The sequence below is a fragment of the Phytohabitans houttuyneae genome, assembly GCF_011764425.1.
Lineage (GTDB): Bacteria > Actinomycetota > Actinomycetes > Mycobacteriales > Micromonosporaceae > Phytohabitans > Phytohabitans houttuyneae.
The window spans coordinates 1,111,013-1,123,265 of sequence record NZ_BLPF01000001.1 but is presented as its reverse complement, the minus strand read 5'-3'; the positions used below and the strand labels follow the sequence as shown (position 1 = coordinate 1,123,265).

The following is a 12,253-nucleotide window of genomic DNA, read 5'->3' as shown; positions in this document are numbered from 1 at the left end:
GGCCGGCCGGGCTGGTGGGGTGCGGTGGTCAGCTCGTGATGAGGTCGAACTTCTCCCACGGCCCGATGGCCGTCCGGTTCGCGATGAGCGGGGCGGCACCTGCGTTCTCGGCGCAGACGTACATGTTGTTGACCTGCGCGCGCAGGCTGACCGTGCCGTCCGAGTTGCGGATCAGGGCGAACGTTTCCCACGACCCGACCGCCGCCTTGTTGGCGATCAGCGGGTTGGCGCCGGCGTTGTCCGCGCTGACGAGCTGGTTGTTGACCCGGGCCCGGAGCGCGATGTTGCCGCCACCGAGGTCCATCATGTCGAACTGCTCCCAGAGCCCGATCGCGGTCACGCTGGCCTGCAGCGGGCCGGCGCCGCCACTTCCCGCCTGCACGTACATGTTGTTCGCCCGTGAGCGGAGACTGACCTGAGTGGACGGTCCGGGGCCGCCGCCGCCCGGCGTGCCGATGCCGAGCGTGGAGGCGGTACCGCTGAGGGACTTGACGCCCTGGTTGGCCGAGCCGCTCAGCGTCGTGGCTGAGTAGCTGGTCAGCGGCTTGGCGGTGCGCTCGACCACGTACACGGTGTTGGCCGCTGTCGCGAAGGTCACCTCGTTGGCCGTGGTGGTGGCGAGGATCGCGTTGTCCGACGTGCGGCGCACCCGGATCTCCTGGGTGCCCCACGGGTTGACCACCCGCGCCTGCTTGCCGTGCAGGCTGCGCAGCCCGACGTACTTGGTCTCGCTCGCCTCCCGCTCCGAGCTGACGAGGAAGCCGTCCTTGGCCAGGAGCGTGAACTTGCCGTTGAACGAGGAGTCGCTCGGGATCGCGGGGAAGACCCGGATCTTGTCGTTGTACGACTGCATCAGCGACTCGTTCATCGCGGCGAGGTGGATGCCCAGGTACTCGAAGACCCCGTTGGTGTTGTTGGTCATGCCGTTGGGGTAGTTCTGGTACTTCTGGAGCATCGTCCGCATGCCCTGGAACGCCTGCTGCCCGAGACCGAGCCGGGCGGCGTGCACGTGGTCGTTGGCCCACACGTTGCCGTACGGGAAGGGCCGCACGTTCCAGGTGTTCACCGCGGTCTGGTAGTCGGGGTAGCCGATGCCGGTCTGGTCGTACGGCCAGACGAGCTCGAGCGCCACGTTCTCGCCGTTGCGGGTCGGCGACGAGGGCGGGTCGTGCGGCAGGTACGCGCCGTTCTGGATCTGGTACGGCGCGAGGTTGTTCACCACGTTCTGCCAGCCGGCGCGCAGTCCACTGTCGAGCCCGAGCTGCGTGCTCACCTGGATGGTCAGCGGGAAGAGCAGCCGCACGGCGGCGAGGTCGGTGATGGCGTTGCGCACGTCCCAGTACGTCTCGTGCGCGTTCGAGCTGGCCATGTAGTAGCGGCCGCTGCCGTCGACGGAGAGCTTGCGCTGGTAGAACTTGACCGCTTCACGCATGTACGGGTACGCCACGTCACGCAGGTAGGCGGTGTCGTTGGTGTACCGGTACTGCAGGTACATGTTGTACGCGGCCTCGGTGCCGGTCGACATCGTGTCGTTGACGTAGTCGCTGTTGATGGTGCCGCGGGCGTTGCCGTCCCAGCCCATCGTCTCCGGTACCCACAGCCCGTCGATGCCGTACCGCGTCTGCGTGTACGCCTTGAGCGCGTTGTAGTTGCGGCTGTAGAGGCGGTTGAACGTGGATATCAGGTCGACGTGGTTGGACGCCAGGAACGAGTTGTAGACGTCCCGCTGGTTCCAGTACCAGTACCCGTTGCTCCACTTGGAGTTGTCCTGGGTGGCGCGGAAGACGCCGTTGATGAAGTGCAGCGGGTAGTTGCCGTGGCCACCCGCCGCGATCATGTACGTGGCCAGGTAGTAGGCGTTCTCCAGGTAGTCGGCGTCGCCGCCCGCGTTGGAGTACTGCACGAACGACCTGGCCCAGAAGTTGTGCCACCAGTTGCGGTAGTTGTTGAGCGTCGTGTTGTACCCGGTGCTCTTGACGGCGGCGAGCTGGTTGCGGGCCTGCGTCACCGAGTTGAGGCCGGGGGAGTTGATGCGGCTGGCCGCGGTGAACCAGATCGTGTAGCTCGACGTGGGCGTGATGTTCAGCCGCACGCGGGTGCCGTTGACCACCTGCGAGGTGTAGCTCGCACCTTCCACAGTGGCCGCGAGCGTGTACCCGAAGTTGTTGGGGTCGGCCTGGCCGCGGCTCAGCCCCACGCCCGCCGCGTCGGCGAACGTGCTGACCGTGCGCCACGTCTGCAGGTTGGGCACGTCCGCGATGTTCTGCACGGTGTTGGGGTCCCACAGGCTCAGGTCCAGCCCGACGCTGCTCACACCGGGACGGGTGTCCTCCACGTGGATGCCCATCACCTCGGAGTTGGGCGAGCCCATGATGGTCACCGTGCGGTTGCCGTCGTACCTGGTCGTCAGCGTGCCGTCGTAGAGTGACAGGCGCTGCTGGTACGTGGTGTAGCCGGAGTCCAGCTGCGGGTTGCTGAAGAGGTTGACGATGCCGGCCGCGTACGTGGACTGCTGTGCCAGGTCCACACCGGACACCTGCATCGAGAGGCCGTTCTGCTGCCACACCATGGCGCCGGTGCGGCCGTTGCCGACGGTCAGCCCGTGCAGCGGGTTGGTGTTCGGCCGGTTGTAGACGATGTCGTGTTTGGACATGTAGCCGGCGTAGTTGACGTTGAGCGCACCGGTGCCGTTGTTGAACGCGGCGTCCGTCGGTGCGGCCGATGCCGGGCCCGAGGGGCCCACGACTGCCGCGAGGGAGAGGGCGAGGAGGCCCGCGGCGGCAAAGGGCATACTTCGGCGGATGGGTCTCATGGGCACGATCCCCTCTGGATCAGGGTGGACCGGCGCCCATCCGCCGAAAACGGGCTGCCGTGACGAGGCTTTTACGAACGTGGACCGTCATCGATCCACGTTCGTGATGTGCAGTTAACATTGGATGTCTTCGCGCGTCAAGACCCGGTTCCGCATTCTCGAATGCGTAAGCACGCTACAAACATCGGAGGTATCGTGATCGCACTGGTGCGGTCATGGTCGTCGGATCGCGGAAAGCGTTTGCGAGCAGCGCGCCGCTCAGCCGGGCTGCTCCTCGGCCGAGGTCGCCACGCGCTCGCGCAGCCGGCCGCGGATCTCCTCCGGGGTGTAGGCGCGGCGACGCCGCTCGGCCCGTGCCACCACTACGCCTGTCGCGGCGACGCCGACGAACGCGGCGAGCCCGAGTACCTTCCACCAACGCATCCGCCTAGGGTAATGCCGTGCCAATTCTCGGGTTGGACCAAGCCGTCGACCTCACGCGCACCGGTGACCTGTGGCTCTTCCGCGGGCGGTCGGGCGCCGACCGGGCGATCCAGGTGACCACCAACAGCCCGGTCAACCACGTGGGCATGGCCGTGGTGATCGAGGACATGCCGCCGATGATGTGGCACGCCGAGCTGGGCAAGTCGCTGCGCGACCTGTGGTCCGGCGGCCACCACCGCGGCGTCCAGCTGCACGACCTGCGCGCGGCGGTGCTGGTCTGGGCCCGGCGGTACGGGCAGCGGGCCTGGCTGCGCCAGCTCGAACCACCGCCGACGCGGGCGCAGGAAGACGCGGTGCTGCGCACGGTCGCGCGCCTGGACGGCACGCCGTTCCCGTCGAGCGCGCAGCTCGCCATGCGGTGGGCGCGCGGAAGGGTGCCGCTGCGGTCGCGGCGGCTGCGGCAGGAGGGGCTGGAGAGCGCGTACTGCGCGGAGGTCGTCGCGGTCACGTACGAGGCGATGGGCCTGCTCCCGGCCGGCCGCGACCCGAACTGGTACGACCCGGGCCGCTTCTGGAGCGGCGACGACCTCGCGCTGTCCGGCGGCTTCACCCTCGGCACGGAGATCTCGGTGGAGATCCCCGCCGGCTAGTGGGCAGCGTTTCGGCCAGATGTGAGCTACCGCGACGCCCGTCGTGGTCCGGACCGTTGCTCCCGCGGCCTCACCCTCCGCGGTCGCCCAGCTCACCCCGCTCCGCAAATCTTGGAGACTCAACGTTCTCGACTTCGGAGTTGGGGCTACTTCCCGTGCGACAGCTCCCGGTCTCTTCCCAGCTCCCGGGGTCCGCGCCGCAGTAGCTCTGATCGTCCCTACCCGTGCTTCGGCACGTCGTCGCGGTCTGTGACTGTCGATCAGGTGCAGGCGGTGTGAGCTTCGAAATCTTGGTGAGTAACCCCGCCATTTCGACGCTAACTTGCCAAGATCTGCCGCAGCGGGCTCCTGGGTTGAGCCTGGCAACCGCGCAGGGTGAGGCCGCGGGAGCGACGGTCCGGACCACGACGGGCGTCGCGGTAGCCCGGATCTGTTTCGAACTGGATCTTCTGGACGGCTACCGCGGTCGCGCCGCACCCTGACGGCGAAGGTCTAGATGGGGAAGCTGCCGCGGCGGATGTGCCAGTTGCGGCCGGCCTTGAGGTGGTCGATGATGGCGCGCTCGAGCACGGTGCGGCGCGGCAGCTGGTCCAGCGGCGTGGTCAGGGTGCGGAACACGAAGCGCCGCACCTCGACGTCGCCGTCCAGGTATTCGAGCTTTTCGTACGGCTCGAGCACGAACCGGCGCTGGAAACGGACGATGTTGGAGTCTTCGGGCAGGTACTCCAGCAGCTGCGGGTCGAGCAGCCACGAGCCGCAGGTGAACGCGGAGTAGTGCTCGTCGGGGAAGTGGCGCGGGAAGAACGCGCGTGCCTCGTCGAGTGATGCCGTGACCGCTTCCGGGGTCATCGGGCCCGACTCGGGGATGTGCAGGTCGATGGCGGTGCCGCCGCGGTGGAACTGCAGGCGGCCCAGCTCGTAGATGGCGCCGCGGGCGTGCAGCGTCAGCCAGGCCTGCATGACCGGCCAGCCCTCGCGGCGCATGCGGCGGTCGATCGCCAGGTTGCGGCCGAGGTCGGCGAGGGTCGTCCACGACACCGTGTCGGGGACGCCGTGGTCGCGGTGGTACGCCATGGTGACCTCGACCAGGGCCAGGTAGGCGTACACGTAGAGGTGGCGCCAGGCGGGGCCGCGGTCGCGGGGCAGCTCGGGGCCGGGCGGCAGCCACTCGTGGCCGCCGAGGTCGGCGCGGACGAGGGCGATCGAGCGGTCGAGCAGCCAGTGCAGCTCGGGGGTCCACAGTGGAGAGTCTGGGTCGGGCCAGCCCTCCATGATCTCGGCGACGTCGTCCGGCCGCACGGCGAGGCGGTCGAGGATCGCGGGCGCGTCGGCCTTGGCGGGCAGCGGAGCCGAGGGCCGGTCGGCGGCGAGCCGCTGCACGCGCTCGATCTCCTCGACCGGCGCGCCGAGGCGGGCGGCGATGTCGTCCAGATCCACGCGCACGATCCTACCGATCGATGGGCGCGCTCCCACCGCCCGTTTTTCGGCGGTCGAGGCAGGCTCTGGTGCGGTGACCACTCTGGTTCGCCGGGGTTCCCCGGCGAACCAGGCCCCGCCGGGCGCAGAGTTTCCGGGTCTGCCGCGCAGCGGGCGGACCCGGAAACGTCAGTGGTCACCGCACTAGCGGCGCCAGAAGTCGTGCGCGTCGCGGCCGCGGGTGAAGCCGGCCGCCGCGGCCACGTCGACCGCCACGTCGAACTTGTCGCCCACGATCCACGGCAGGTGCGCGTCGCTGCCGAACGAGATGGCGCGGCCGCCCTCCTCGCGCCACCAGCGCAGCAGCTCGACGGAGGCCATCGGGCTGCGGGTGTTCACCTCGAGGGCCCGATCGGAGCCGGCGAGGGCGCTCAGCACCGCCCGGTACCCCTCCTCGTAGTCCGCCTCGCGGTAGGGCGGGGCGTCCGGCGGCCAGTACCGCCTCGGGTAGTCGAGGTGGGCCAGCACCTCGAAGGCGTCGCTCTCCTTGATCATGCGGACCATCTCGGTGAAGTACCGCCGCATCACCTCGCGCGTGCCCAGCGTGCGGAAGAGCTTGTCCGGCGCGATCAGGCGGCCCTCGTAGGGGATCGCGTGCAGCGAGCCCAGCACCCGCTCGAACGGCCCGCTCGCCAGCACGCGCGCCACGCTCGCTCCGAACAGGTGCGGCTCGCCGGCCTCCACGCCGGTGCGGATGCGCAGGTCGGGAAAGCGCTCGCGGCACTCGGCGACGCTCGCCAGGTAGCCGGTGACGTCGAGCGGGCGGATCAGCGACCACCAGCCCAGCCGGAGCCCGTCGGCCGAGATCGCGTCGCCGTCGACCCAGTCGGTGAACTCGACGTGCTCGGTGAAGGCGACCGCCGGCACGCCCACCTCGACCGCCCGCGCGCACGCCCGGACCATCGACGCCTGTGCGCCGGTGTCGAACGACCACTCCGAATGCACGTGGTTGTCGGCTGGCAGCACGTTTCCGAGTCTGCCAGCCGGCCCGGGGCGACCCAAGATCATGTGACCTGGCCAACGCGGATCGGGCTGGACCACGCCGTCCTCAGGCCAGGGCGCTGGGGTGCAGGCGCGGCCGGTACCCGGCGCCGAGCACCGCGGTTATCGCGGGTGGCGTGAGCAGCTCGACCGCCGTGCCGGCCGGCAGGTGGCGCGGCGTGCCGTAGCCGGCGAAGGTCCACGGCAGCAGCGATCCGGCGCGGACCAGGCACACCGCGTCCCCGTGGCGCACCATCGCGGCGTCGGGCAGGTCGCCGAGGCGGGCCGGACGGGTGCGCTGGCGGCGGGTGCGCGAGTCGACCCGCTCGGCGTGCAGGCGGGCGTCCATCTCGCCGGCCCTCGGCCGCCCGGCAAGGCCGTGCGCCACCTGCCACCGCCCGGTGAAGTCGCGGTAGTCGGCGCGCCGGCAGTACGCGCACGGCCGGTGCCCGGCGGCGAGCGCGGTCGCCTCGTCGAGGAAGAAAAGCGCGGTCCAGCGGCCCGGCGGCATGGGGTCGCGGCGCACGCCTTTCCACGACAGCACGCAACAGATCCACAGCTTCGACCGCCACCGCGAGACGCCCAGGTCGCGGCCGAGCCCGTGCAGGCAGCCCCGGTTGCCCATCATCAGCCCGCGCGCGGGGTGCACGACGATCTCTCCTTCGGGCGTCACCCGGTTTCGCAGCGGCATACGCCCGTTCTACCGCGTCCACCCGGGGCGGAGGACGCGGCGTGCGCCGAGGACCGCCGTGGCGGCAGGGGGTCGCCGTGCGGAGGAGGCTCGGGCGTCAGTGCCGCGGCGGCGCCCAGCCCGTCGTGGGCGGCGGTGCCTGCACCGGCGCGTACGGCCCGGCGAGCGCCTCGGTCAGCCGGCTCACCGCGACGCCGAGCAGGATGGCGATCGTCGCCGGCACGTAGAACGTCACCCAGCGCGGCGCCTCCGTCTGGATCAGGCCGTGGTTGGCGAAGACAAGCAGCGCGGTCGCGAGGGCGGTGCCCGCGATGCCGCCCCGCCCGCCGAAGGCGCTCACCCCGCCCAGCAGCGCCGCACCCGCCGCGAGCAGCAGGTTGTCGCCGGTGGCCGGGCTGGCCGCGCCGACCCACGTCACAAGGGTCACCCCGCTCAGACCGGCGAGCGCGCTTGACCCGCCGAGCCCGGCGAGCGCGCCGGTCAGCTTGGCGGAGCGGAAGCGCACCGGGTCGTCCGGCACGCGGTTGGCGCCGAGCGCCGCGCGTACGCCGGGGAGCTGCCACAGCACGCCGCCGCCCACCGAGACGGCGACGAAGACGAGCGTCCAGAGGATGGCCCGGCCGGTGCCGCCCGGGTTGGCGCCGGTGGGCACGGTCAGCCCGTCGAGCAGCCCGAACGCGATGCCCTGCGCCAGGCCGAGGCCGCCCAGCGATACGGCCCAGCCGGGCACCGAGGTGAGGCCGGCGACCAGGCCGAGCGCGGCGCCGAGCAGCAGCGCGACGAGGACGGCCACGACGCCGGCGAGGATGCCCGTGACGTCGTTCTGCACGAGCTTCGCGTAGGTCGCGCCGGCCAGCACGGCGATCGCGCCGACCGCGAGGTTGGGCGTGGCGGTGCGCAGCGACAGGGCGAACGCGCTGGCGAGCAGGCCGGCCGCGGCCAGGTTGAACCAGGGCGAGCCGCCCCGGAACAGCGTGCCGGTGGCGGCCACGATCGCGGCCGTGAGCAGGACCAGGACCAGGAGGACCGCCTCCCAGCCCACGTGCACGAGGATCCCGCGGGAGCGGCCCGGCGGCGGCCCGGGTGGAGGTGGCGCGAACGGTGCGGCGACGGGTGCGGGCGGCTGGGACATCGCTACTCCTTCGGGACGGGCCGGGACATCGGCTCCCGAAGCTAGCGAGTCGGCACCACCACCGCGGGGCGCGCCGCCGTGAGCAGCATGGCGATCAGCAGGCTGAGCAGCGACTGGACGACCGGAAGCCCGGTGTACAGCTCGATCACGCCGGTCGTCCCGGTGTCGCCGCTCGCCACGTACGCCACGACGAGGTAGACGGTCCAGACGACGAGCGGCGTGAGGGCGGCGAACACGCGGACCCGCGCCGGCCGCTCGGGGCCCGGGCGGAGCCACGCGGCGAGCAGGTCGACGACCACGCCCGCGCCGGCCAGGCCGACGACGAGGGCGGTGTTCGCGAAGCCGCTCACGGCCGCGGAGAGGACGGCGGCGAACGCGTACAGGACCGTGGCGGCGCCCGGCGGCAGCACCCAGCGGCGGGCCAGCGCGAGCAGCGGCACCACGAGCACGAGGTTGGTGACGAGGATCGCGGAGACCAGCTCGGCGGTCCAGTCCTCGTTTACATTGGACAGTCCGAACACGATGTCGCCGGCGACGTACGAGAACGCGTTGGCGTACTGGAGGAAGAGCAGCACGAGCGTGCTCGCGAACGCGACGGAGAGCACGGCGGGCAGCAGCGGGCGCAGGCCGGCTGCGGGCAGGCCCGGTGCCGCCCACGCGGCGCGCAGCGGCGTGGTGATGATGACCAGCATGGCGGCGGCGAGGCCGAGGTGGCTGGGGCTGAAGAGGATGTCGATGTCCTGCTCGATGCCGAACGCGGAGTGCCAGCTGAAGTCCGCGATCCCGGCCACCGCGAAGCCGGCCACGGCGAAGACCGCCGGGCGGTAGCCGGCCGGCACCGCGGAGAGGTCGGGGCGGCCGGAGCGGAGCGCGCCACGGCAGGTCCACCCGATCCAGGCGGCGGTGGCGACGAAGCCCCAGTAGAAGACCGCGTGCCACGGCGTGAAGAAGGTCTCCAGCTCGGGCACGTTGTTGTGCGCCCAGGCATCGAGCAGGAGCCCGACCGTGAACCACCCGCTCAGCAGCGCGGTCACCAGATCGGTGCGATATGTCGTCGCCGGGCGGGGCGGCGGGCCGGTCACCGGCACAACGTACTGAGACGCGTGATGTCCTGCCACTCGGCCGTTCGGGTAACTCGGATGCGCGACGGGCGGGCGGCGTTGTACGGTCGCGGCCCGCCCGCAGATCGCCCGCACACCGTCCGCAGATCGCCCGCAGATCGCCCGCAGGGAGGCCGGAGTGAACACGCCGCCGCCGGAGCTGACCGAAGAGCGGCTCGCGTCCGCGCTCACCGCCGGCTGGGGACTGGCCGTGACGTCGCTGACCTACCGACCGGTGGGGTTCGGCAGCCACCACTGGGAGCTCGTCGACGGCGGTGGCACGCGGTGGTTCGCGACGGTGGACGACCTGCGCGCCAAGCGGTACACGGCGGAGGAGCCGCTCGACCGGGCGTACGAGAGGCTGCGCGCCGCGCTCGGCACGGCGGTCGCGCTGCGCGCCCACGGGCTGGACTTCGTCGTCGCACCCGAGCCCACAGTAGACGGTGCGCCATTGTCTCGTGTGGACAGCTGGTTCACCGTCGCGCTCCACCGGTTCGTCGATGGGGAGAGCTTCCCGTGGGGTGACTTCGGGGCGGGCGAGCACCGATGGCGCGTACTCGAAATGGTGGTGGCTCTTCATGGCGCGCCCCGGCGGCGGGTGTGGACGCCGCGGCGGACGACCTGGTCGTGCCCGGCCGTTCCGACCTGGAGGCGGCGCTCGCGGGTGACGTGCCGGACGCCGGTCCGTTCGCGTTGCGGATGCGCGACCTGCTCGCGGCGCGCCCGCAGCGGGTGCGGGAGCTGATCGCGCGGTACGACGCGCTGGCGGCCGGGGTCGACCCCGCGCGGGCGGTGCTCACCCACGGCGAGCCGCACCCGGGCAACACGATGCGCGAGGCCGGCGGGTGGCGGCTGATCGACTGGGACACGGTGCTGCGGGCGGCGCCCGAGCGCGACCTGTGGAGCCTGGACCCGGGCGACGGCTCCGTCCTGGCCGCGTACGCCGCGGCGACCGGCGTGACCCCGCGCACGGACATGCTGGAGCTCTTCCGGGTGCGGTGGGAAGTGGCCGACCTCGCGTCCGCGGCGAGCCGCTTCCGCGCGCCGCACGCCGGCGACGAGGACGACGAGGCCACTTGGGGGATCCTGGCCGAACTGGCCGTCCCCGCGCCGTAGGGTGGCCGCATGGGTGGAGACGATCTCGCACCGCCGGTGCAGGGGATGCTCGACGCGGCGAACGGCGGCGACCTGCCGCGCTTCCTCGCGGGTTTCACCGAAGACGGCGTGGTCGACGACTGGGGCCGCGAGTTCCGCGGCAGCGAGCAGATCAAGGCGTGGAGCGACGCGGAGTTCATCGGCAAGCGGGTGAGCCTCGCGATCGAGGACGTCGAGCACCACGGCGCCGAGACCGTGGTGACCGCGCAGGTGGGCGGCGAGGGGTTCAACGGGCCGAGCCACTTCACGTTCGAGGTCGCCGGCGACAAGATCTCCCGCATGACGATCCGGGCCTAGCGGTCCAGCTCCAGGTCGGTGCGGACGCCGAGCAGGCGGACCGGGCGGTCGAGGCGAAACTTCTCCAGCACCGTGAGCGCGGCCCGCTCGATCACGTCGAGGTCGGTGGTGGGGCCGTCGCGGAGCTTCATCTCCCTGGTCGGCGTGTAGAAGGACGCGAAGCGCACCTTGACCGCGACGTGGGTGACGCGGCGGCCCTCGCCCACCACGTCGGCGCCGAGCTCGCGGGCCAGCACCGCCACCTGGCCGGCGATCTGCTCCGGGTCGGTGAGGTCGCGCGGGTACGTCGTCTCCCGGCTGCGTGAGCGGGCGACCCACGGCTCGGTCACCACCTCCGTGTCGCCGCCGCCGCGCGCGGTCGCCCGCAGCCACCCCGCCATCCGGGCGCCGAAGCGGGCCAGCAGCGGCTCGGGGTCGGCGGCGGCGAGGTCGGCGACCGTGTGCAGGCCGAGGTCGGCAAGCTTCTTCGCGGTCTTGGGGCCGACGCCCCACAGCTCGGCGGCCGGCCGCGCGCCCATCACGTCCATCCAGTTGCCGGCCGTGAGCTGGAAGACGCCGCCGGGCTTGCCGAAGCGGGCCGCGATCTTCGCCGTGCTCTTGTTGTCGCCCACGCCGACCGCGCAGGTCAGCCCGGTCTGCGCGAACACCGCCTTCTGCAGGTCGGCGGCGAGGGCCATCGGGTCCTCGACCTCGGCACCCACGAACGCCTCGTCCCACCCGAACACCTCCACGCGCACCGGGAAGCCCCGCAGCGCCGCCATCACCCGCGCGGAGGCGGCCTCGTACGCGGGCGGGTCGGACGGGAGGAACACGGCGTCCGGGCAGCGGCGGGCGGCCGCGCGCAGCGGCATGCCGGAGTGGACGCCGTGGGCGCGCGCCTCGTACGACGCGGTGGCCACCACCTGGCGCGCGCGTGTCGGATCGCCGCTGCCGCCGACCACGACCGGGCGGCCGCGCAGCTCCGGGCGGCGCAACAGCTCGACCGCGGCCACAAACTGGTCGAGGTCGACGTGCAACAGCCACCAGCGGGTCGCCACACGGCCACGATACGGCGGTTTCCCACCCTCATCGGGTGAACGGGGCTAGCCTGCTTTCGACCGTCCACTTCGCGGCAGGAGCGCATCATGAGCTCTCGGCTCAACCCGTACATCAACTTCGACGGCAGCGCGCGCGAGGCGCTCGAGTTCTACAAGAGCGTGTTCGGCGGCGAGCTGAAGCTGAACACGTTCGGCGAGTTTCCGGGCGCCGACCCGGCCATCGCGGAGAAGGTCATGCACGGCCAGCTGGAGACGCCCGTTGGGTACACGCTGATGGCCTCCGACACCCCGCCGGACTTGGAGGTCAAGCCCGGCAACCACATCACGATCAGCCTCAGCGGTGACGACGCCGACGAGCTGCGCGGCTACTGGGACAAGCTCGCCGAAGGCGGCACCGTCACGGTCCCGCTGGAGAAGCAGATGTGGGGCGACGAGTTCGGGCAGTGCGTCGACAGGTTCGGCATCCAGTGGATGGTCAACATCACGCAGGCCTGAGCCG

General features: G+C 71.6%; 13 protein-coding genes. 5 read left to right on the top strand and 8 right to left on the bottom strand.

From position 1 onward, the window contains the following. Positions 1-28 precede the first annotated feature (28 nt). Complete coding sequence (locus Phou_RS05245) at positions 29-2,812, bottom strand: glycosyl hydrolase family 95 catalytic domain-containing protein (protein ID WP_246273259.1); 2,784 nt, start codon at positions 2,810-2,812, stop codon at positions 29-31. Positions 2,813-3,070: 258 nt separating this feature from the next. After that, positions 3,071-3,235, bottom strand: coding sequence for a hypothetical protein (locus Phou_RS05240; RefSeq protein ID WP_173054035.1), 165 nt, complete (start codon positions 3,233-3,235; stop codon positions 3,071-3,073). A gap of 17 nt (positions 3,236-3,252) precedes the next feature. On the opposite strand from Phou_RS05240, the gene Phou_RS05235 reads away from it, so the two are divergent. Continuing rightward, positions 3,253-3,885 carry a P-loop NTPase family protein gene (locus Phou_RS05235; RefSeq protein WP_173054033.1) on the top strand — a complete coding sequence of 211 codons (633 nt, stop codon included), beginning with the start codon at positions 3,253-3,255 and terminating at the stop codon, positions 3,883-3,885. A 492-nt stretch (positions 3,886-4,377) separates the two neighbouring features. Here the strand turns inward: Phou_RS05235 and Phou_RS05230 are convergent, their stop codons facing one another. The 5 genes from Phou_RS05230 to Phou_RS05210 all read right to left on the bottom strand — a co-directional run bounded on the left by Phou_RS05230 (position 4,378) and on the right by Phou_RS05210 (position 9,247). Further along, on the bottom strand, positions 4,378-5,322 hold the full coding sequence (locus tag Phou_RS05230; protein WP_173054031.1) for an acyltransferase domain-containing protein: 945 nt from the start codon (positions 5,320-5,322) through the stop codon (positions 4,378-4,380). Positions 5,323-5,505: 183 nt separating this feature from the next. Next, positions 5,506-6,327, bottom strand: a complete 822-nt coding sequence (locus Phou_RS05225; RefSeq protein WP_246273256.1) for a PHP domain-containing protein — start codon at positions 6,325-6,327, stop codon at positions 5,506-5,508. 82 nt (positions 6,328-6,409) lie between these two features. Next, complete coding sequence (locus tag Phou_RS05220) at positions 6,410-7,033, bottom strand: hypothetical protein (protein WP_173054027.1); 624 nt, start codon at positions 7,031-7,033, stop codon at positions 6,410-6,412. Positions 7,034-7,130: 97 nt separating this feature from the next. Beyond that, positions 7,131-8,165, bottom strand: a complete 1,035-nt coding sequence (locus Phou_RS05215) for a hypothetical protein (protein ID WP_173054025.1) — start codon at positions 8,163-8,165, stop codon at positions 7,131-7,133. 41 nt (positions 8,166-8,206) lie between these two features. Then, on the bottom strand, positions 8,207-9,247 hold the full coding sequence (locus Phou_RS05210) for a hypothetical protein (RefSeq protein ID WP_173054023.1): 1,041 nt from the start codon (positions 9,245-9,247) through the stop codon (positions 8,207-8,209). Between the two features lie 157 nt (positions 9,248-9,404). Between Phou_RS05210 and Phou_RS05205 the strand changes: the two genes are divergently transcribed. The 3 genes from Phou_RS05205 to Phou_RS05195 are packed head-to-tail and all read left to right on the top strand — an operon-like array spanning position 9,405 to position 10,717. Then, the gene (locus Phou_RS05205) at positions 9,405-10,010 is read left to right on the top strand and encodes a hypothetical protein (protein ID WP_173054021.1); all 606 of its coding nucleotides are present in this window, start codon (positions 9,405-9,407) and stop codon (positions 10,008-10,010) included. Then, positions 9,965-10,381, top strand: coding sequence for a phosphotransferase (locus tag Phou_RS05200; RefSeq protein WP_246273254.1), 417 nt, complete (start codon positions 9,965-9,967; stop codon positions 10,379-10,381). Before Phou_RS05205 ends, Phou_RS05200 begins: the two co-directional genes overlap by 46 nt. A 9-nt stretch (positions 10,382-10,390) precedes the next feature. Continuing rightward, on the top strand, positions 10,391-10,717 hold the full coding sequence (locus Phou_RS05195; protein WP_173054017.1) for a nuclear transport factor 2 family protein: 327 nt from the start codon (positions 10,391-10,393) through the stop codon (positions 10,715-10,717). Here Phou_RS05195 and Phou_RS05190 read toward each other — a convergent pair. Next, positions 10,714-11,754: a DNA polymerase IV gene (locus tag Phou_RS05190; protein ID WP_173054015.1), complete on the bottom strand. Its 1,041-nt coding sequence runs from the start codon at positions 11,752-11,754 to the stop codon at positions 10,714-10,716. The two genes, Phou_RS05195 and Phou_RS05190, sit on opposite strands and share 4 nt — an antisense overlap. Before the next feature lie 87 nt (positions 11,755-11,841). On the opposite strand from Phou_RS05190, the gene Phou_RS05185 reads away from it, so the two are divergent. After that, on the top strand, positions 11,842-12,249 hold the full coding sequence (locus Phou_RS05185; RefSeq protein ID WP_173054013.1) for a VOC family protein: 408 nt from the start codon (positions 11,842-11,844) through the stop codon (positions 12,247-12,249). Positions 12,250-12,253: the final 4 nt, after the last annotated feature.